Source organism: Streptomyces sp. BHT-5-2, from assembly GCF_019774615.1.
Lineage (GTDB): Bacteria > Actinomycetota > Actinomycetes > Streptomycetales > Streptomycetaceae > Streptomyces.
Map to the genome: position 1 here is coordinate 1,474,501 of NZ_CP081496.1, position 20,440 is coordinate 1,494,940.

At 70.3% G+C, this 20,440-nt stretch carries 16 protein-coding genes, 1 tRNA gene and 1 pseudogene; 7 read left to right on the top strand and 11 right to left on the bottom strand.

Annotation, left to right across the window (positions count from 1 at the left end):
* Nucleotides 1-52 precede the first annotated feature (52 nt).
* Together K2224_RS06440 and K2224_RS06445 are read left to right on the top strand one after the other, a co-directional pair.
* Nucleotides 53-601, top strand: a complete 549-nt coding sequence (locus tag K2224_RS06440; RefSeq protein ID WP_018542694.1) for a DNA-binding protein — start codon at nt 53-55, stop codon at nt 599-601.
* 79 nt (nt 602-680) lie between these two features.
* On the top strand, nt 681-2,108 hold the full coding sequence (locus K2224_RS06445; protein ID WP_221905666.1) for a serine/threonine-protein kinase: 1,428 nt from the start codon (nt 681-683) through the stop codon (nt 2,106-2,108).
* A gap of 44 nt (nt 2,109-2,152) precedes the next feature.
* Here the strand turns inward: K2224_RS06445 and K2224_RS06450 are convergent, their stop codons facing one another.
* The 11 genes from K2224_RS06450 to dnaA form a co-directional block, all read right to left on the bottom strand.
* On the bottom strand, nt 2,153-4,150 hold the full coding sequence (locus K2224_RS06450) for a VWA domain-containing protein (protein WP_221905667.1): 1,998 nt from the start codon (nt 4,148-4,150) through the stop codon (nt 2,153-2,155).
* Nucleotides 4,151-4,337: 187 nt separating this feature from the next.
* Complete coding sequence (locus tag K2224_RS06455; RefSeq protein ID WP_003958712.1) at nt 4,338-4,472, bottom strand: DLW-39 family protein; 135 nt, start codon at nt 4,470-4,472, stop codon at nt 4,338-4,340.
* A 245-nt stretch (nt 4,473-4,717) separates the two neighbouring features.
* Nucleotides 4,718-4,794 (bottom strand) — tRNA-Ile (locus K2224_RS06460).
* A 99-nt stretch (nt 4,795-4,893) separates the two neighbouring features.
* On the bottom strand, nt 4,894-5,607 hold the full coding sequence (locus K2224_RS06465; protein WP_221905668.1) for a DUF3566 domain-containing protein: 714 nt from the start codon (nt 5,605-5,607) through the stop codon (nt 4,894-4,896).
* A gap of 15 nt (nt 5,608-5,622) precedes the next feature.
* Complete coding sequence (gyrA, locus tag K2224_RS06470; RefSeq protein WP_221905669.1) at nt 5,623-8,247, bottom strand: DNA gyrase subunit A; 2,625 nt, start codon at nt 8,245-8,247, stop codon at nt 5,623-5,625.
* Between the two features lie 50 nt (nt 8,248-8,297).
* The gene (gyrB, locus tag K2224_RS06475) at nt 8,298-10,352 is read right to left on the bottom strand and encodes a DNA topoisomerase (ATP-hydrolyzing) subunit B (protein WP_313904755.1); all 2,055 of its coding nucleotides are present in this window, start codon (nt 10,350-10,352) and stop codon (nt 8,298-8,300) included.
* A 409-nt stretch (nt 10,353-10,761) separates the two neighbouring features.
* The gene (locus K2224_RS06480; protein WP_221905671.1) at nt 10,762-11,295 is read right to left on the bottom strand and encodes a DUF721 domain-containing protein; all 534 of its coding nucleotides are present in this window, start codon (nt 11,293-11,295) and stop codon (nt 10,762-10,764) included.
* Nucleotides 11,292-12,425, bottom strand: a complete 1,134-nt coding sequence (gene recF, locus K2224_RS06485; RefSeq protein ID WP_221905672.1) for a DNA replication/repair protein RecF — start codon at nt 12,423-12,425, stop codon at nt 11,292-11,294. The genes K2224_RS06480 and recF overlap by 4 nt, the downstream gene beginning before the upstream one ends.
* Before the next feature lie 42 nt (nt 12,426-12,467).
* Entirely contained in the window at nt 12,468-13,346 is an 879-nt protein-coding gene (gene gnd, locus K2224_RS06490) for a phosphogluconate dehydrogenase (NAD(+)-dependent, decarboxylating) (RefSeq protein ID WP_221905673.1), read from the bottom strand.
* 171 nt (nt 13,347-13,517) lie between these two features.
* The gene (gene dnaN, locus K2224_RS06495; protein WP_221905674.1) at nt 13,518-14,648 is read right to left on the bottom strand and encodes a DNA polymerase III subunit beta; all 1,131 of its coding nucleotides are present in this window, start codon (nt 14,646-14,648) and stop codon (nt 13,518-13,520) included.
* A 963-nt stretch (nt 14,649-15,611) separates the two neighbouring features.
* Nucleotides 15,612-17,468, bottom strand: a complete 1,857-nt coding sequence (dnaA, locus tag K2224_RS06500; protein ID WP_221905675.1) for a chromosomal replication initiator protein DnaA — start codon at nt 17,466-17,468, stop codon at nt 15,612-15,614.
* Between the two features lie 375 nt (nt 17,469-17,843).
* On the opposite strand from dnaA, the gene rpmH reads away from it, so the two are divergent.
* From rpmH to K2224_RS06525, 5 genes and pseudogenes are all read left to right on the top strand, one after another.
* Nucleotides 17,844-17,981, top strand: a complete 138-nt coding sequence (rpmH, locus tag K2224_RS06505; protein WP_003956500.1) for a 50S ribosomal protein L34 — start codon at nt 17,844-17,846, stop codon at nt 17,979-17,981.
* Between the two features lie 24 nt (nt 17,982-18,005).
* Nucleotides 18,006-18,374, top strand: a pseudogene (gene rnpA / locus K2224_RS06510) (ribonuclease P protein component); the annotation flags it as partial.
* Nucleotides 18,375-18,460: 86 nt separating this feature from the next.
* Nucleotides 18,461-18,778, top strand: coding sequence for a membrane protein insertion efficiency factor YidD (gene yidD, locus K2224_RS06515; RefSeq protein ID WP_006604423.1), 318 nt, complete (start codon nt 18,461-18,463; stop codon nt 18,776-18,778).
* A 3-nt stretch (nt 18,779-18,781) separates the two neighbouring features.
* Nucleotides 18,782-19,903: a membrane protein insertase YidC gene (gene yidC / locus K2224_RS06520; protein WP_221905677.1), complete on the top strand. Its 1,122-nt coding sequence runs from the start codon at nt 18,782-18,784 to the stop codon at nt 19,901-19,903.
* A 14-nt stretch (nt 19,904-19,917) separates the two neighbouring features.
* Entirely contained in the window at nt 19,918-20,424 is a 507-nt protein-coding gene (locus K2224_RS06525; RefSeq protein WP_221905678.1) for a R3H domain-containing nucleic acid-binding protein, read from the top strand.
* Nucleotides 20,425-20,440: the final 16 nt, after the last annotated feature.

Sequence of the window (20,440 nt, forward strand, 5' to 3'; positions counted from 1 at the left end):
CTTCGCGAGATTCGCGGCAGCGAAGCGCGATCGGGGATACAGGGGAGACGGCATGGATGCAGCACAGCAGGAAGCCACCGCGCGGGCCCGGGAGCTCCAGCGCAGTTGGTACGGGGAACCTCTGGGCGCGCTGTTCCGCCGTCTCATCGACGACCTCGGGCTGAACCAGGCCCGGCTGGCCGCGGTGCTCGGTCTGTCCGCGCCGATGTTGTCCCAGCTGATGAGCGGGCAGCGCGCGAAGATAGGCAACCCGGCCGTGGTGCAGCGGGTGCAGGCGCTCCAGGAGCTGGCCGGTCAGGTCGCCGACGGCAGGGTCAGCGCCGCCGAGGCCACCGACCGGATGGAGGAGATCAAGAAGACGGCGGGCGGGTCGGTGCTGAACAACACCGCCCAGACCACGTCGTCGACGGGCGCCACCACCGTGCGCCGGGTGGTGCGGGAGATCCAGTCGCTGCTGCGGTCGGTCTCCGACGCCGGCGACATCATCGACGCGGCGAACAGCCTCACCGCCACCCATCCCGAACTGGCGGAGTTCCTCCGGGTCTACGGTGCCGGCCGTACCGCCGACGCGGTCGCCCACTACGAGGCGCACCAGAGCTAGGGCCCCTGGACCGGGCAAGCGCGGGCGGCCGCCGCGGAGTTGGCCGCCGGAGTCGGGATCCAGCAGCGGACGGGGCGCAATGGGTGAGATCTTCGCCGGTCGGTACGAGCTCGTGGACCCGATCGGTCGGGGCGGGGTGGGCGCGGTCTGGCGCGCCTGGGACCAGCGGCGCCGCCGCTATGTGGCGGCCAAGGTGCTCCAGCAGAGCGACGCGCACACCCTGTTGCGCTTCGTCCGGGAACAGGCGCTGCGGATCGACCATCCGCACGTCCTGGCCCCGGCGAGCTGGGCCGCGGACGACGACAAGGTGCTGTTCACCATGGATCTGGTGCACGGCGGTTCGCTGGCCCATCTGATCGGTGACTACGGCCCGTTGCCGCCGCGGATGGTGTGCACGCTGATGGACCAGCTGCTGGCCGGGCTGACCGCGGTGCACGCCGAGGGCGTGGTGCACCGGGACATCAAGCCGGCGAACCTCCTGCTGGAGGCCACCGGCACCGGCCGTCCGCACCTGCGGCTGTCCGACTTCGGCATCGCGATGCGCAAGGGCGAGCCGCGGCTGACCGAGGCCAACTACGTGGTGGGGACGCCGGGTTACTTCGCTCCGGAGCAGATGCTGGGCGCCGAGCCGGACTTCCCGGCGGACCTGTTCGCGGCCGGGCTGGTCGCGCTCTGCCTGCTCACCGGCGCCAAGCCGGACACCGAGGCACTGGTCCGGCGGTTCATGGACAGCGGCGGCATACCGAACGCGCCCGAGGACGTGCCGGAGCCGCTGTGGCAGGTGCTGGCATCGCTGCTGCACCCGGATCCGGACGCCCGGTTCAGGACCGCGACGGGGGCGCGGAAGGCGCTGCTGGCGGCGGCCGAGCTGTTGCCGGAGACGACGCTCGAGGACGAGGTCATCGAGGTCTTCGACCACATCGGGCCGCTACCGGCCGGGTTCGGGCCGGACGGGCCGCTGCGCCCCGCGCCGGGCGGGGACGCCACCGACGGCTCCGACGCCACCGACGGCACCACGATGACCGGCGCCGGGGCCGCGGGGAGCCCGGGCGCGTCCCCGTCGACCACCGGAAGCTTCCATCTCGCGCCGCCGGAGCCGTCCGTCCCACCGCCGCCGAGCGCCCCGCCGCCACCGCCCCCGGCCCCGCCGGCCACCGCGCCGCCACGGGCCACTCCGCCGCGCGGTACCGTCCCGGCCCCGCCGACCACCCCGCCCCGGACCCCGCCGCCGGCCCCGGCCGTCGCCCCCTCCCCCGCGCCGATGCCGCGCTACGAGCCGACGGCGGCCCGCCCGGAGGCGTCCGCGACCCGCCCGTACACCACCGGGCAGCCGCCGCTGACCGGGCAGCAGCCCCCGACCGGCGGCGCCGAGGTGCCGGCGGTGCCGCCCCCGCCCCCGGCCGCGGTCGTACGGAGGCCGGGCCCGCCGCCGAAGGTCGCCGTTCCGGTCCTGATCGTGGCGCTGGTGTGCATCGCGATCGGGGTGTGGGCGCTGTTCGCCGGCTGACCGGATGTGCCGGGGCGGCCGACCCACCGGACCGCCCCGCGCACTCACCTCGCGCCGCTGCCGCCCCCCGCACGGCCCGGCCGCGGCCGCCGGGGCAGGACGTACGCCGCGCCCAGCCCGGCCAGCAGCAGAACGCCCAGCACGCCCACCGAGACGCCGGTGACCCGGAGCCCGGACCAGCGTCCGCCGCCCGCCGCACCGGTGGCGTCGGGGCCCGAACCGCCGTCGGACGCCTGACCCTTGGCGATCGCGGCCCCGGCCTCCGGGCCGGCCTTCGCCCGGCCCAGGACGGCGACCCGCAGCACCACGCCGATCCGCGGGTTCTCCGCGACCTGGGCGGCGCGGGCGCCGAGCGAGACCGCGATGTAGAAGTCGCCGTCGACGTGGACGGGGATGACGTTGGGACGGGTCTCGTAGCGGTTGGTCCAGGAGACCGGCACCGTCCCCATGCTCAGCTTGGCCGACCGCCCGGTGTAGGGCACCTGGGGGTTGAAGACGCCGGTGCCGCTGCCGACCGGTGCCCGGTAGGGCGTGTAGACCTGGGTGCTGCCGAACGAGACGGGCGCACCGCCGCGCGTCCGCGGTTCGTCGGCGAACTCCACGTCGTAGCGGAGCTGTTGGCCCCAGCCGACCGGCACCTTGTACCAGAGCGTCTGCGCGGGGAGGATCTGGTCGCGCCAGACGCCCGGGCCCAGCGGGCTGGCGTCGTTGAAGCCGGTGCCGCCGGTGACGGCCTTGGGCGGGGTGTCGGGCAGCGTGGCGTCCTTGCCGCCGGCGCCGTACTGCGGTGACGGCTGCGCGGCAGTGACGCCCTTCGCCAGCGGATGTTCCACGTGAAACGTCAGCTCCACCGGCCAGCGCGCGGCGTCCGAGCCGGTGTCCGCGTGGCGTTCGACGACCAGCCAGTACCGGCCCGCCTTGTCGCAGGTCCCGGTGCCGTTCCGGGTCGGGATGCGGCTGACGCCGGAGGTCAGCGGTGTGGCGCCCTCCCGCTGGCCGAACAGCGCGGTGGACGAGGCACAGCTGCTGTCCGTGCCGTGGGCGATCTGGGTGCGCAGGGTGTCGAGGTAGTCGATCGGTGCGCCGGACGGCGGCACCATGGTCGCCGAGAAGTCGGCCACCGACTCCGCGTCGAGGTCGACGGCGTAATACCGCTTCTCGTTGGGGCCGATGCTGTCGAGATACTGCCCGGGGGCGACGACCGGGGCGCCCTGGCGGCCGTCGGTGCCATGGACCTGTGTGCCCCGGAACCGGTAGCCGCCCGCGGCGAGTTGGCCGGCACGCTGCAGCTGGCGGGAGAGCGCCCCGGCGTCCGGGGCGTCGTAGTACTGGCCGTTGCCGGACTTGGCGACGCACTCCAGCTGGGAGCGGGCGCTGCCGGCCGCCTGGAAGCCGACGACGTCGATGTGCAGATCGCTGCCGGACGCGGCGAGTTGGGAGGCGACCTGGCACGGCTGCGGGGTCCGGCAGGTGTCCGTGCCGTCGGAGACCAGCAGGATGGTGCGCTTGCCGACGCCGCCGGCCGCCGGCTCGGGGAGGTCCTGCGCGGCCTTGCTCAGGGAGAGCCCGATGGGGGCGTCTCCCTTGGGGCGCACGCCCGCGACGGCCCGCTTCAGGCCGTCCCGGTCCAGCGGGGCGACGGGCCGGGCGAGCCGGGTGTCGTCGCAGCCCTTGGGCTTGTCCGCGCCGTAGACCCGCAGGCCGGTGGGGTAGCCCTCGGGCAGGGCGTCGACGAGGGAGCCGACGGCTCTGCGGGCGGCGGCGAAGGGGGTGCCTCCTGCTCGAACGGAGTTGAGAGCTTGGGGGAGGGGGCCGCCGGCCCCGTCGCTCCCGGCCATCGAGCCGGAGGAGTCGAGGACCATCACCAGTCCGCTGCCCCCGGGGGCCGGTGCCGCCCGCGGCGCGGCCACCGAGGGGAGCGCCGCGGCGACCGGGAGCGCCGCCGCGGCCAGGGCCAGCAACGCCGTTCCCCATGTTCTCCACGTCGTCCGAGCGGGGCGTTTCCCCAGCGCCACCGTCCTCGTGCGTGGTGGTCGTGCCATGTCTCGTCCCCCTCGCGTCCGCAGGTCAGGCCCGGACATCGACTTCACGGCCAGCGACTTTGCCGCTGCAACCCATCAATGTGCGATAGCAAATCCAGGGGCCCGTGTTCCCGCCCCCGGTACGTACGAAACCCCGGTCGCCCTTGGGGCAACCGGGGTCCATACGAACTGTGCTGTGCGTGTGGTCTCACACACCCGAACCTGCGGGCACGGAGTCGGTCGCCTCCGTCCACAGATCCTGCTCGGCGCGATCCGCCTGGATCTGGCGGTACACGAGGAGCCCGCCGATGGCGGCCAGTGCGACCAGGAGAAGCTTCTTCACCGCGCGACCTCGTCTTTCGTTGACGTAGGGGACCCTATGTCGGCCGATGATACACACCGGCCGATACCGATCGGTTATCTAGCCCGTACTCGACAACACCCCGTCCGGAGGTGCCCAAAGGCCCCAACTCCCGCCCCTTCACAACGAATCACGACCGGTGGTGGTTCCCCGCCGGCCGAAAGTCCCCGGGGCGCCGACGAAAGCAGTCGGCCCGGCCGGAGAATTCTCCGGCCGGGCCGACTGTGTGGTGCGGCTACCAGGACTTGAACCTGGGGCCTCTTCCTTATCAGGGAAGCGCTCTAACCGTCTGAGCTATAGCCGCTCGTTCGCTGCACCGAAAGATTAGCGCACTTCAGAGGCGTTCCCAAAATCGGTCCCCCAGGCCCCGGGAACGCCCTCTGCCCTCCCCCTCGAGGAGCGCTCACTCGTCCTCCGCGAGGGTCAGCTCCACACCGCCCACGAAGCCCGCCGACAGGTTGTAGATGAAGGAGCCGAGGGTGGCCAGCGCGGTCGCCAGCACCACGTCGATCACCGCGATGACCGAGGTGAACAGCAGCACCCGCGGCAGCGAGAGGAACGACTGGAGGTCGAAGCCACCGCCCTCGGCGGAGCCGGTCGCCTCGCTGATGGTCTTGCCGACCGTGGAGAAGACGCCCATCGCGTCCATCACCATCCACAGCACCGCCACCGCCACCACCGTGCAGATGCCCAGCGCGATGGACAGCAGGAAGCTCACCTTCATCACCGACCACGGATCGGTGCGCGCCACCCGGAGCCGGGCCTTGCGCGTCCGCGGGGCCGTGCTCGCGCCCGTACGCGGCTTACGCACGGCCTGGGCGGCGCCGGCCCCGCCGTCGTCCGTGCGGTACGCCTGGGGCGGCTGGTAGGGCTGCTGTGCGCCGCCCTGCGGCTTTTCCCGGCCGCCGCCGCGGGCCTGCGGCCCGGGTTGCGGCTGGGGCTGGGGTTGCGGCTGTCGAGTGTTGCTCACGGTTCCCCCCTCATGGGCGCCCTCGTCCCGGGTGCCGTCGGACGCGACGGAGCCACGGGCGCTGCGTTCCTTCTCGGTTGCGGGATCCGTCGGGGAGTCCTGATCGACTCCCGCGTCGCCCGTCGCAGCGCCCGTGGCTCCAGTCACGACCTACTCCTCGTGCTACTCCGCCGCGGGCTGCTCACCCTCGGCTGCGGTGGCCCCGGACTCCTCGGCCGCGCCGGTCTCCTCGGGCTCGTCGGGCCCGTCGACCTCCTCGGCCTCACGGCCGGCCTCGGCGTTCCGCGCGATGCCGACGACGGCATCCCGCTTGCCCAGGTTGATCAGTTGGACGCCCATGGTGTCACGGCCGGTCTCCCGGACCTCGTTGACCCGCGTACGGATCACGCCACCGCCGAGCGTGATCGCGAGGATCTCGTCGGTCTCCTCGACGATCAGCGCGCCGACCAGCGAACCCCGGTCCTCGACGATCTTGGCGGCCTTGATGCCGAGGCCGCCGCGGCCCTGGACGCGGTACTCGTCGACCGCGGTGCGCTTGGCGTAGCCGCCGTCGGTCGCGGTGAAGACGTAGGTGTCCGCCCGGACGACGTTCAGCGAGAGGAGTTCGTCGCCCTCGCGGAAGCTCATGCCCTTCACACCGGAGGTGGCCCGGCCCATCGGGCGGAGCGCCTCGTCGGTCGCGGTGAACCGGATCGACTGCGCCTTCCTGCTGATCAGCAGCAGGTCGTCGGTCTCCGAGACCAGCTCGGCGCCGATCAGCTCGTCGTCCGAGCCGTCCTGCTGCTCGCGCAGGTTGATCGCGATCACACCGCCGGAGCGGGGCGAGTCGTAGTCCTTGAGCGGGGTCTTCTTGACCAGGCCGGCCTTGGTGGCGAGGACGAGGTACGGCGCCGCCTCGTAGTCGCGGATGGCCAGGATCTGCGCGATCTGCTCGTCCGGCTGGAAGGCCAGGAGGTTGGCCACGTGCTGGCCACGGGCGTCCCGTCCGGCGTCGGGGAGCTCGTACGCCTTGGCGCGGTAGACCCGGCCCTTGTTGGTGAAGAACAGCAGCCAGTGGTGGGTGGTGGAGACGAAGAAGTGGTCGACGATGTCGTCTTCCTTGAGCTTGGCGCCCCGCACGCCCTTGCCGCCGCGCTTCTGGGCGCGGTAGTCGTCCGTCTTGGTCCGCTTGATGTAGCCGCCGCGGGTGACGGTGACGACGATGTCCTCCTCCGCGATCAGGTCCTCGATGGACATGTCGCCCTCGAAGGGCACCAGCTGGGTGCGGCGGTCGTCGCCGTACTTCTCGACGATCGCGGCCAGTTCGTCGCTGATGATCTGGCGCTGGCGCTCGGGGGAGGCGAGGATCGCGTTGTACTCGTTGATCTTCCGCTGGAGCTCGTCGTGCTCGGCGGTGATCTTCTGGCGCTCCAGGGCGGCCAGCCGGCGGAGCTGCATCTCCAGGATCGCGTTGGCCTGGATCTCGTCGATCCGCAGCAGGCCCATCAGGCCCTCGCGGGCCACGTCGACCGTCTCGCTGCGCCGGATCAGCGCGATGACCTCGTCGATCGCGTCCAGCGCCTTGAGCAGACCGCGCAGGATGTGGGCGCGCTCCTCGGCCTTGCGCAGCCGGAACTTCGTCCGGCGGACGATGACCTCGACCTGGTGCGTGACCCAGTTCCGGATGAAGGCGTCCAGCGAGAGGGTGCGCGGCACGCCGTCGACCAGCGCGAGCATGTTCGCGCCGAAGTTGGTCTGCAGATCGGTGTGCTTGTAGAGGTTGTTGAGGACGACCTTGGCGACCGCGTCCCGCTTGAGGACGATGACCAGCCGCTGGCCGGTGCGCGAGGAGGTCTCGTCGCGGACGTCCGCGATGCCGCCGATCTTGCCGTCCTTGACCAGGTCGGCGATCTTCTGCGCGAGGTTGTCCGGGTTGACCTGGTAGGGGAGTTCGGTGACCACCAGGCACTGGCGGTTCTGGATCTCCTCGACCTCGACGACCGCGCGCATCGTGATGGAGCCGCGGCCGGTGCGGTACGCCTCCTCGATGCCCTTGCGGCCGACCACCAGCGCGCCGGTGGGGAAGTCGGGGCCCTTGATCCGCTCGATCAGCGCGTCCAGCAGCTCCTCGCTGGACGACTCGGGGTGCGCCAGCGCCCACTGGGCGCCCTCGGCGACCTCGCGGAGGTTGTGCGGCGGGATGTTGGTGGCCATGCCGACCGCGATGCCGGCCGAGCCGTTGATCAGCAGGTTGGGGAAGCGGGCCGGCAGGACCGTCGGCTCCTGGTTGCGGCCGTCGTAGTTGTCCTGGAAGTCGACGGTCTCCTCGTCGATGTCCCGGAGCATCTCCATCGACAGCGGCGCCATCTTGCACTCGGTGTACCGCATGGCCGCGGCCGGGTCGTTGCCCGGGGAGCCGAAGTTGCCGTTGGAGTCGACCAGCGGCATCCGCATCGACCACGGCTGGGCCAGGCGGACCAGCGCGTCGTAGATGGAGGTGTCACCGTGCGGGTGGTAGGTGCCCATGACGTCGCCGACGACGCGGGCGCACTTGTAGAAGCCCTTCTCGGGGCGGTAGCCGCCGTCGTACATCGCGTAGAGCACGCGGCGGTGCACCGGCTTGAGGCCGTCGCGGACGTCGGGCAGCGCACGCGAGACGATGACGGACATCGCGTAGTCGAGGTAGGAGCGCTGCATCTCCGTTTCGAGCCCGACGGGCTCGACGCGCATCCCGACACCTTCGATGGTGGCGGGCGCGCCCTCGGCGGTCACGCCGTCCGGGGTCACAGGGGGGTTCTCGTCGGCCATGGTGGTTCAAAGTCCTTTCGAGCTGCGGCTGTTGTGCGGGCCGACAGGGCTCAGATGTCGAGGAAGCGGACGTCCTTGGCGTTGCGCTGGATGAACGAGCGGCGCGCCTCGACGTCCTCGCCCATGAGGACGGAGAACAGGTCGTCCGCGCGGGCCGCGTCGTCCAGCGAGACCTGGCCGAGCACCCGGTGGTCGGCGTCCATGGTCGTCACGCGCAGCTCCTCGGCGTTCATCTCGCCGAGACCCTTGAACCGCTGGATGGAGTCCTCGCGGATCCGCTTGCCGTTCTGCTTGCCGCGCTCGAGCAGCGCGTCCCGCTCCGGGTCGGAGTAGGCGTACTCGAAGTCGTCCCGACCCCACTTGATCTTGTACAGCGGCGGGCGGGAGAGGTAGACGTGACCGGCCTCGACCAGCGGGCGCATGAAGCGGAAGAGGAAGGTCAGCAGCAGGGTGTTGATGTGCTGGCCGTCGACGTCGGCGTCCGCCATCAAGATGATCTTGTGGTAGCGGAGCTTCTCGATGTCGAAGTCCTCGTGCACGCCGGTGCCGAACGCCGAGATCAGCGCCTGGACCTCGTTGTTCTGCAGGATCTTGTCGACCCGGGCCTTCTCGACGTTGAGGATCTTGCCGCGGATCGGGAGGATCGCCTGGTACTCCGGGTTGCGGCCGGACTTGGCCGAGCCGCCGGCGGAGTCGCCCTCGACGATGAAGATCTCGCACTTGGTGGGGTCGTTGGACTGGCAGTCGCTCAGCTTGCCGGGCAGCGACGCCGTCTCCAGCAGGCCCTTGCGGCGGGTCAGGTCGCGCGCCTTGCGGGCCGCGACCCGGGCGGTGGCCGCCTGGATGCCCTTGCGGACGATGTCCGCGGCCTCGTTGGGGTTGCGGTCCAGCCAGTCGTTGAGGTGCTCGTGGACGACCTTCTGGACGAAGGTCTTGACCTCGGTGTTGCCCAGCTTGGTCTTGGTCTGGCCCTCGAACTGCGGCTCGGAGAGCTTGACCGAGATGATCGCGGTCAGACCCTCGCGGATGTCCTCGCCGGTGAGGTTGTCGTCCTTCTCGCGCAGCAGCTTCTTCTCGCGGGCGTAACGGTTGATCAGACCCGTCAGCGCGGCGCGGAAGCCCTCCTCGTGGGTGCCGCCCTCGTGCGTGTGGATGATGTTCGCGAAGCTGTAGACGCCCTCGCTGTACTGGGTGTTCCACTGCATCGCGAGGTCGAGGGAGAGCATCCGCTCCTTGTCCTCGGCCTCGACGGAGACGACCGTCGGGTGGACCAGCTCGCCCTTGCGGGAGTTGAGGTACTTCACGAAGTCGACGATGCCGCCCTCGTAGTGGTACCGGACCGAGAGCGGCCGGCCGTCCTCGTCCACGTGATCCGGGCGCTCGTCCTTGAGCGAGATGGTCAGCCCCTTGTTGAGGAAGGCCATCTCCTGGAAGCGCCGGGACAGCGTCTCGAAGCTGTAGGTGGTGGTCTCGAAGATCTCCGGGTCGGCCCAGAAGGTCACCGAGGTGCCGGACTCGTCGGTGGCCTCGTGCTTGGCCAGCGGGGCGGTCGGCACACCCTGCTTGTAATCCTGCGTCCAGCGGTGGCCGTCCGTGCGGATCTCGACGGCCACCCGGGTCGACAGGGCGTTGACGACGGAGACACCCACACCGTGCAGACCACCGGAGACCGCGTAACCGCCGCCGCCGAACTTTCCGCCCGCGTGCAGAACCGTCAGCACGACCTCGACGGCCGGCTTGTTCTCGGACGGCACGATGCCGACGGGGATACCGCGGCCGTTGTCCACGACCCGGACACCGCCGTCGGCGAGGATCGTCACCTCGATGGTGTCGGCGTGCCCGGCGAGCGCCTCGTCGACGGAGTTGTCGACGACCTCCTGCACCAGGTGGTGCAGACCGCGCTCGCCCGTGGAGCCGATGTACATACCAGGGCGCTTACGGACCGCGTCCAGGCCCTCGAGGACGGTGATCGCGCTGGCGTCGTACGACTTCTCCGCCGAGGAGTCGCCCACGGCGCCGGCCGAACCCCCCTCTTCGGTAGAAGCCATGTTGTTCTCGTTGAGGTCGCCGGAGTCGGCCACGAAGCGCCCTTTCTGGCACAGCACGAGCCCTTCCGCACCTGTTGCGATCTCCCCGCGAAAGACAGGTGGGAGCGGCTCGTCGTTCGACTTGTTCCGCGAGTGGGCGGGATTGTCACCAGTCTACCGGTAGCGCCGACACTCATGGGGGTTTGCAGGCGCCTGAGTCGTCATGTGCCGCCCTGAACTGACGTCCGCCGACTCCCCATATGCGAGACGGGTCCTCAGGACGCTCACGCGGGCACTCAGCGCTTCGAGATGTCAACCGGCGGCGACCATGGCTGGAGTCTCATACGTCACACGGGTTTACAGGGCTCGTACAAGAGTGCGCTGTTTCACGTGAAACGGCCTGTGACCGGCCAAGACAGCACGAGGGGGCGGTGTTTCACGTGAAACACCGCCCCCTCCACAGCGCCACCCCGTCACGGTGGAGTGGTCAGCCGTAGGTGTCGCCGGGCCCTTTGCTGCCCGGCGCGCGCAGCGGTCCGTACCGGCGGCCGGTGCCGCCCGGCCCCAGGACCTTGATCAGCTTGACCGTGCCATGGCCCAGATCGGCGTTGAGCCGGGACACCAGCTGCGGCGCCAGCAGCCGCAGCTGCGTCGCCCAGGCCGTCGAGTCGCACTGGACCGTCAGCACCCGGGCGTCCTCGTCGTACCGCTGCGGCTCGCAGTGCTGGGCCACCTCGGGACCCACCATCTGCGGCCAGCGGCCCATCACTCCGCCGACCGCCGCCGGCGTCTCCCAGCCGCGCTCGGTGATCAGACGGTTGATCGCGGCGCCCAGCGGCAGCGGGTCCCGGCCGTCCGCCCGCGCGCCCGAGCGCAGCCCTCCGCGCCGGGCCTGCTTCTTCTGCTGCGCGGCGGCGCCCCGGGCGCGGGCCTGCTCCTTGGCGGCCACCAGCGCCTGGCGGGCCAGGTCCACACCCGACAGCTCCGGGGTCCTGGGCCGCTCCGGCTGCGGTTCGGTCACCGCTCCACCCTCTCCACCGCGCCGCCGGAGACCGCGTACCGCGCTCCGACCAGAACTCCCGGCACATCGTCGTCCACGGCCGCCGTCACCAGGACCTGCTCGCCCGGCGCCACCAGCTCCGCCAGCCGCTCCCGGCGCCGGGTGTCCAGCTCGGCGAAGACGTCGTCGAGGACCAGCACCGGTTCGTTGCCCTCCGCGCGCAACAGCTCGTACGAGGCCAGCCGCAGCGCCAGGGCGTACGACCAGGACTCGCCGTGGCTGGCGTAGCCCTTCGCCGGCAGCTGCCCGAGCTTCAGCAGCAGATCGTCCCGGTGCGGCCCGACCAGCGTCACCCCGCGCTCGATCTCGCTCCGGCGGGCCTCGCCCAGCGCCGCGAGCAGCACGCCGTACAGCTCCTCGCGGTTCCCGGCGGCCGCCGCCTCGCCCGCGGAGCCGCGGTACTCCAGCCCCAACGGCCCGCCGCCCGGCGCCAGCTGCTCGTACGCCTTGTCCGCCAGCGGCCGCAGCACGGCGATCAAGTCGAGCCGCTGGGCGAGGAGTTCGGCGCCGGCGCGGGCCAGGTGCTGGTCCCACACGTCCAGCGTCGACAGGTCCATCTGCCGCCCGCCGTGCCGCCGGGCCAGCGCCGCCGTCTTCAGCAGGGTGTTGCGCTGCTTGAGGACGCGGTCGTAGTCCGAGCGGACCCCGGCCATCCGGGGCGAGCGGGCGGTGATCAGCTCGTCGAGGAAGCGCCGGCGCTCGCCGGGATCGCCCTTGACCAGCGCCAGGTCCTCCGGCGCGAACAGCACCGTCCGCACGATCCCCAGCACGTCACGCGGTCTGACCTGCGACGATCTGTTGATCCTGGCGCGGTTCGCCTTGCCGGGGTTGAGCTCCAGCTCCACCAGCTGCTGGCGCTCGCCCTGGACGACGGCGGCCCGGACAATCGCGCGGTCCGCGCCCATCCGCACCAGCGGAGCATCCGAGGAGACCCGGTGACTGCCGAGCGTGGCGAGATACCCCACCGCCTCGACCAGATTCGTCTTGCCCTGCCCGTTGGGCCCCACGAACGCCGTGACGCCCGGGTCGAGCGGGACCTCGACCCGGGCGTACGAGCGGAAGTCGGCAAGCGACAGGTGCGATACGTGCATGGCTACGCGCCGACCTCCCCCGGCTGCTACAGCTGGTTGTACTTACTTCTTGCTCTCGACCGCGTGGCCACCGAACTGGTTGCGCAGCGCGGCGATCATCTTCATCTGCGGGGAGTCGTCCTGGCGGGACGCGAAGCGCGCGAAGAGCGACGCCGTGATCGCCGGCAGCGGCACGGCGTTGTCGATCGCGGCCTCGACCGTCCAACGGCCCTCGCCGGAGTCCTCGGCGTAGCCCCGCAGCTTGTCCAGGTGCTCGTCCTCGTCGAGGGCGTTGACCGCGAGGTCCAGCAGCCAGGAGCGGATGACCGTGCCCTCCTGCCAGGACCGGAAGACCTCGCGCACGTCGGTGACGGAGTCGACCTTCTCCAGCAGCTCCCAGCCCTCGGCGTACGCCTGCATCATCGCGTACTCGATGCCGTTGTGGACCATCTTCGCGAAGTGGCCCGCGCCCACCTTGCCGGCGTGCACGGAGCCGAACTCACCCTCGGGCTTGAGGGCGTCGAAGATCGGCTGCACCTTGGCGACGTCGTCCTTGTCGCCGCCGTACATCAGCGCGTAGCCGTTCTCCAGGCCCCAGACGCCGCCGGAGACGCCGCAGTCCACGAAGCCGATGCCCTTGGCGGCAAGCTCCTCGGCGTGCTTCTCATCCTCGGTCCAGCGGGAGTTGCCGCCGTCCACGACGAGGTCGCCGGGCGAGAGCAGCTCGGCCAGCTCGTCGATCGTCGACTGGGTGGCGGCACCGGCCGGGACCATGACCCAGACCACCCGCGGGCCCTGGAGCCTGTCCACAAGCTCCTTGAGGCTGCCCACATCGGCCAGGTCGGGGTTGCGGTCGTATCCGATGACGGTGTGGCCGGCGCGGCGAATGCGCTCGCGCATGTTGCCGCCCATCTTGCCGAGACCGACGAGACCGAGCTCCATCAGAGACCCTCTTTGCACGTAGTCGTTGCTGTTCGTACCCGAGTCCGAGCCTACGCCCGAGGGCCTGTGCACAGCTGTGGGCTCAGCCGCTCATCGGGGCCCGTCAGCCGGTCGCCGCAAGGGCCCCGGCGACGGCCGGGGCCCGGTCGGTACGACAGCCGTCCGCCGGCGTCAGCCCGACAGACGCACGGGCATGATCAGGTACTTGTAGGCGTCGTCGGCCTCGGCGTCCTTGGCCGGGCGGCCACTGAGCAGCGCGGGCTTGGTCGAGGTCGTGAACGACAGCTGGGCCACCGGGGAGTCGATCGCCGACAGGCCCTCCAGCAGGAAGCCGGGGTTGAAGGCGATCGAGATGTCGTCGCCGTCCAGATCGGCGTCGACCCTTTCCACAGCCTGTGCATCGTCGCTGGAGCCGGCCTCCAGGATCAGCACGCCCTGCTCGAAGCTCAGCCGCACCGGAGTGTTGCGCTCGGCGACCAGCGCCACGCGCTTGACGGCCTCGACGAACGGGGCGGTCTCGATCACCGCGACGGAGTTGAACTCGGTCGGGAAGAGCGTCCGGTACTTCGGCAGGTCGCCCTCGAGCAGTCGGGTCGTGGTCCGCCGGCCGGCGCCCTCGAAACCGATCAGGCCCTCGCCCTGGCCGGAGCCGGACAGCGCCAGAGTGACGGTGTCGCCGCTGCTCAGGGACTTGGCGGTGTCCAGCAGCGTCTTGGCGGGGACCAGGGCGACGGCGGAGGCGTCCGGGCTCTCCGGCTTCCACAGGAACTCGCGGACCGCGAAGCGGTAGCGGTCGGTCGACGCCAGGGTGACGGTGTCACCCTCGATCTCGATCCGCACACCGGTGAGCACCGGGAGCGTGTCGTCACGGCCGGCGGCGATGGCCACCTGGGCGGCGGCCGCGGCGAAGACCTCACCGGAGACGGTGCCGGTGGCGGTGGGCATCGCCGGCAGGGACGGGTACTCCTCCACAGGCAGGGTGTGGAGGGTGAAGCGGGAGGAGCCGCACACCACGGTCACTCGTACACCGTCGGTGGAAATCTCCACCGGGCGGTTGGGGAGGGCCCGGCAGATGTCGGCGAGCAGCCGGCCGGAGACGAGGACGGTGCCCTCTTCCTCCACCTCCGCGTCCACCGAGACCCGGGCCGAGACCTCGTAGTCGAAGCCGGAGAGGCTCAGTGCGCCGTCGTCGGCCTTCAGCAGGAGGCCCGCGAGGACGGGCACCGGCGGACGGGCCGGGAGGCTCTTGGCCGCCCAGGCCACTGCCTCCGCGAGTACATCGCGCTCCACCCGGATCTTCACCGGAAACCGCCTCCTGCTGTTGCTGGCTCTCGCCCTGCTGGCTCTTCGTCGTCGGCTGAGTTGCCGGAGACCAGTCTGACGCACGCCACCGACAGTCGGTGCGGCTCGGGGTCAAGTCGGGCCGACCGGAGCGAAGCGCTCCGGAGCCCGGTTGTGCACAGGGCCCGATTCCGAACGAATTCCCCGGTAGATATCCGTGGTCGTAGTAGTAGGCCCTGTGGAAACCGTGGACAACTGACTTTGCGCAGGTCAGCGCCGATTTTTTGTCCACCGCGCCTGTGGGTGGAAGCCGTGGATAAACGGCCTCGACTGTGGACCGGGAGAAGTTCTGCACACCCCATGCACAGGGCGGAGGCACTTCTCCCCAGTGCCGTCCCCAGGTTTACCCACGTTCCCCACAGCCCAACCCACCACCTTGGTGTGACCGCTTTCACTCGGCGTGGTGAGAGGTGGTGTCGCGTTGCCGAACAGTGGACAGCGGTGTGGAGAAGCCGGCGATCACTGGGGACAACAGGCTCCAACCTGTGGGTGGCCGGTGGACAAGTCATCGACACGTCTGTGGACGAGTCCGTTGTCCACAGGCTGTGGATTGCGGTTGGCCACAAATCCACACGCGGTTGACCTCGTCCGATGGCCCGTCAGCACACCGGCCTGTGGATCTCACAGGGATAACTTTCCCCTCCCCAGGTTGTGGACGGAAGATTCTTGCCCAATCTGTGGAGAGAGGCCGTGACCTCGCCGGGAATCGAACAGAGCCGCCGTCCTCCACAGGTTTGGGACGACGGCGGACGGTGCACACGACCCGCGACCGGCCGCCGCACCGGCCGGGAAAGCCGCTCCGCGAGCCCCGCCGGCGTGCCGCACAGCGGTTCCGGGAGCGCTCCGCGGCCGAGAACGACGAAGGGCGCCCCGGGAGCGGGTCCCGGGGCGCCCTGATGGCGTGCCGGCCGGCGGCGGGCCGCCTCAGCCGTTCTTGATGCGGTTGGTCAGCTCGGTGACCTGGTTGTAGATGGAGCGCCGCTCGGCCATCAGCGCGCGGATCTTGCGATCGGCGTGCATCACGGTCGTGTGGTCGCGGCCGCCGAACTGCGCGCCGATCTTCGGCAGCGAGAGGTCGGTGAGCTCCCGGCACAGGTACATCGCGATCTGGCGGGCCGTCACCAGCACCCGACTGCGCGAGGAGCCGCACAGGTCGTCCACGGTCAGCCCGAAGTAGTCGGCGGTCGAGGCCATGATCGCGGTCGCGGTGATCTCCGGCGCGGTGTCCTCGCCCCCCGGGATCAGGTCCTTCAGCACGATCTCGGTGAGCCCGAGGTCCACCGGCTGCCGGTTGAGCGACGCGAACGCGGTGACCCGGATCAGCGCGCCCTCCAGCTCGCGGATGTTGCGCGAGATCCGGGACGCGATGAACTCCAGCACCTCCGGCGGTGCGTTCAGCTGCTCCTGCACCGCCTTCTTGCGGAGGATCGCGATCCGGGTCTCCAGCTCCGGCGGCTGGACGTCCGTGATCAGGCCCCACTCGAAGCGGTTGCGCAGCCGGTCCTCCAGGGTGACCAGCTGCTTGGGCGGCCGGTCGCTGGAGAGCACGATCTGCTTGTTGGCGTTGTGCAGGGTGTTGAAGGTGTGGAAGAACTCCTCCTGCGTCGACTCCTTGCTCGCCAGGAACTGGATGTCGTCGACGAGCAGGATGTCCATGTCCCGATAGCGCTTGCGGAACGCGTCCGCCTTGCCGTCGCGGATGGAGTTGATGAACTCGTTGGTGAACTCCTCCGAGCTCACGTACCGCACCCGGGTGCCGGGGTAGAGGCTGCGGGCGTAGTGCCCGATCGCGTGCAGCAGGTGGGTCTTGCCCAGGCCCGACTCCCCGTAGATGAACAGGGGGTTGTACGCCTTGGCCGGCGCCTCGGCGACCGCCACCGCCGCGGCGTGCGCGAAGCGGTTGGAGGCACCGATGACGAAGGTGTCGAAGAGGTACTTCGGGTTCAGCCGCGCGGTCGGTTCGCCGGGGCCGGTCGCCGGCGCGGGCTGTGCGGCGAGCGGGCCGGGGGCGCCGCTGGGCGGTGGCGGCGGCGAACCGGGGCCGCCCGGACGACCGCCGGGACCGGGGGGCGGCAGATCGGGGAGCTCGCGGCGCTGCTGCTCATAAGGGGAGCGCGGACCGTCCGAGGGGCGCGGCCCGCCGCGGTCGGGGCCCTGCGCCCGGTAGTCGTTCTGGTGCTGCTGGAGGTGCGGGGACGGCGAGGAGCCGTAGGGCTCGCGCCACTGCTCCGTGGACGTCTCGCGCTCGGGGTAGCCGCCGAGCTGCTGTTGCTGCCAGCCGCCGTACTCCTCGCGCGGGCCGACCGCGTCGGTGCGGGAGTGCTGCGGCCAGGCGCCGGGCTCGTGCCGCGGCTGCGGGTAGTCGGGGTACGCGGGGCGGACGCTGGGCAGGTCGTCGCCCTGGTGCCCGTAGCCCTGGCGGGGGTCGTGCCGCCCGTCGTAGCCGTCGTACGCGTCGTGCTGCGGCGGCTGGTGCTGGTGGTGCTGCTGCGGGGCCGCGGGCTCCTCGGAGGAGTCGTCGACGGTGATCGCGATCCGGATCGGCCGCCCGCACTCATGGCTGAGCGCCTCCCCGATCAACGGCGCGAGCCGGCCTTCGAGCACGCCCTTGGCGAACTCGTTGGGGACGGCGAGCAGCGCGGTGTCCGCGACCAGTGCCAGGGGCTGGGTGCGCTTGAGCCAGTCCTGGTCCTTGGGCTTGAGGCCGTCGGCCTCTGCCCGCAAGAGGTGATCGAGTACACGTGGCCACACTGCGGCAAGATCGGCAGGTACATCAGCCACAGGGCACGCTCTCTCACAGTCCCACGAATGTGTGATTCTCGGGACGGGCGGGAAGGAATTGAAGTTCAGCCACGGTAGTCAGGGCGGGCCTGGGGATTCAAGTTGTTGTCCACAGGCTGTGCATAGTGTGTCCTGGCAAGGGCTCTCCGCACCGTTCGGGAGCTGGTTTGACCGGATGGCGTAGCCCCGCGTACCGTGACCAGGTCGAGTTGTCGATGGCTGCTGCCGCCTGCCTCCGATGGGCAAAGATCGCGCTCTCGTGATCGTGTAGCGGTGCACTCGGGCGTGGCGAGCTACTCGTGGGCGCACGGTGACAGCCAGTCGACGCCCCACACATCTGTCTTTCCGAGACAGCAAGATTTCTGGAGTCCCCGAGTGAGCAAGCGCACCTTCCAGCCGAACAACCGCCGCCGCGCGAAGACCCACGGTTTCCGTCTGCGCATGCGGACCCGTGCCGGCCGCGCGATCCTCGCGTCGCGCCGCAGCAAGGGTCGCGCCCGCCTGTCGGCCTGAGCAGCCCGACCCTAGGTCCATGACGTGCTGCCTACCGCAAATCGGCTGAGGCGGCGCGAGGACTTCGCGACCGCGGTACGCCGGGGACGCAGGGCCGGTCGCCCGCTCCTTGTCGTGCATTGTCGTAGCGGTGCAACGGACCCGCACGCAGCGGGGGAAAGTGTTCCCCCGGCGCGTGCGGGTTTCGTCGTGAGCAAGGCCGTTGGCGCCGCGGTCGTCCGCAACAAGGTCAAGCGGAGACTCCGCCATCTCGTGCGCGATCGGCTGGACCGGCTGCCCGCCGGTAGCCTGGTTGTCGTACGGGCCCTGCCCGGCGCGGGCACGGCGGAGTACGACCAGCTGGCCCGCGACCTGGACGCCGCCTTGGCGCGGCTGCTGGGAGGGGCGCCGAAAGGCTGCAATCCCACCGGGGCGGTGACCGACGGCGGGTGTGCCGCCGGCCCCGGGAAACCCGGACGGGACCCGGGAGGGAGCGCACAGTGAAGTACCCGCTGCTGCTTTTGATCAAGATCTATCAGTGGACCATCAGCCCCTTGCTGGGCCCGGTCTGCAAGTACTACCCGTCGTGTTCGCACTATGGCTACACGGCCATCGACCGGCACGGCGCGGTGAAGGGGACTGCGCTTACCGCCTGGCGCATCCTGCGGTGCAATCCGTGGTCGCTCGGTGGCGTCGACCACGTCCCTCCCCGGAAGCGTCCGGTTTGGCATCAGCGGCTGAGGAGCCGCCTGGGCGGGCCCACCGTCCCTGAGCCTGTCGCCCAGCCCGAGACTCAGCCCAACGCCCAAGGAGCCTGATTCGTGGACACGATCCTCAGTCCCCTTTATTACGCAGTGTCCTGGATCATCGTCCAGTTCCACTCGTTCTTCAGCCTGATCTTCGATCCGAACAGTGGCGCGGCGTGGGGCCTGGCCGTCGTCTCGCTGGTGGTGCTGATCCGCATCTGCCTGATCCCGCTCTTCGTGAAGCAGATCAAGGCGACGCGGAACATGCAGGCGCTCCAGCCGAAGATGAAGGCGATCCAGGAGCGCTACAAGAGCGACAAGCAGCGCCAGTCCGAAGAGATGATGAAGCTCTACAAGGAGTCGGGCACCAACCCGCTCTCGAGCTGTCTCCCGATCCTGGCGCAGTCCCCGTTCTTCATCTCCCTGTACCAGGTCCTCAGCCACATCGCGCAGAACAAGACCGTCGGCTTCATCGACTCGACGCTGCTGGCGAGCGCGCAGAAGGCGCACATCTTCGGTGCGCCGCTCGCGGCGAAGTTCATGGACACCCCGGCGAAGATCCAGAGCCTGGGTGCCTCGGTGACCGACGTCCGCGTCGTCACGGTCATCATGATCGTCCTGATGTCGGCGTCGCAGTTCTACACCCAGCGCCAGCTGATGACGAAGAACGTCGACCTGACGGTGAAGACGCCGTTCATGCAGCAGCAGAAGATGCTGATGTACGTCTTCCCGGTGATGTTCGCCGTCTTCGGCATCAACTTCCCCGTCGGTGTCCTCGTGTACTGGCTGACCACCAACGTGTGGACCATGGGCCAGCAGATGTACGTGATCCGCCGCAACCCGACCCCGGGCAGCAAGGCGTTCACCGAGCGTCAGGAGCGGCTGCGCGCCCAGGGCAAGATCGTCGAAAGCCCCGCCGAGATCGCGGCGAAGAAGGCCGCCGAAGAGGCGCGCCAGAACCGCCAGCAGCCCAAGCGGCAGACGAAGGCCAAGCGCCAGGGCGGCACCCCCGCACCGGCCGGGGCCGCGCAGAACCGCACGCGGGCGAGCTCCTCGGCGTCGCAGAGCACCGACGAGCAGGATGCCCAGGGCAAGGGTGGTACGCCCGCCAAGGACGACGCCGCCTCCGGATCCCGTAACACCAAGTCCGGGCAGCGCAAGGGCCAGCAGCGCCCCAAGCACCCGTCCAAGAAGTAAGAAGGAGTCCTTACGTGACGGACACGACCCCTGGCACCAAGGGCGCCGACACCCTGACCCGCCTGGAGCAGGAAGGCGAGATCGCGGCCGACTACCTCGAAGGTCTGCTGGACATCGCGGACCTCGACGGTGACATCGACATGGACGTCGAGGCGGACCGCGCCTCGGTGTCGATCATCGGTGATTCGACCAGCCGTGATCTGCAGAAGCTGGTCGGCCGGGACGGCGAGGTGCTGGAGGCGCTCCAGGAGCTGACGCGGCTGGCAGTGCACCGTGAGACCGGCGACCGCAGCCGTCTGATGCTGGACATCGCCGGCTTCCGGGCGCGTAAGCGCGAGGAGCTCGCCAAGGTCGGTGCGAGCGCGGCGGAGGAAGCCAAGAGCACCGGTCAGCCGGTGAAGCTCGACCCGATGACGCCGTTCGAGCGCAAGGTCGTGCACGACGCGGTGGCCGAGGCCGGGCTCCGGAGCGAGTCCGAGGGCGAGGAGCCGCAGCGTCGCGTGGTGGTCCTCCCGGCCTGACGCCTCGCGCTCAGTC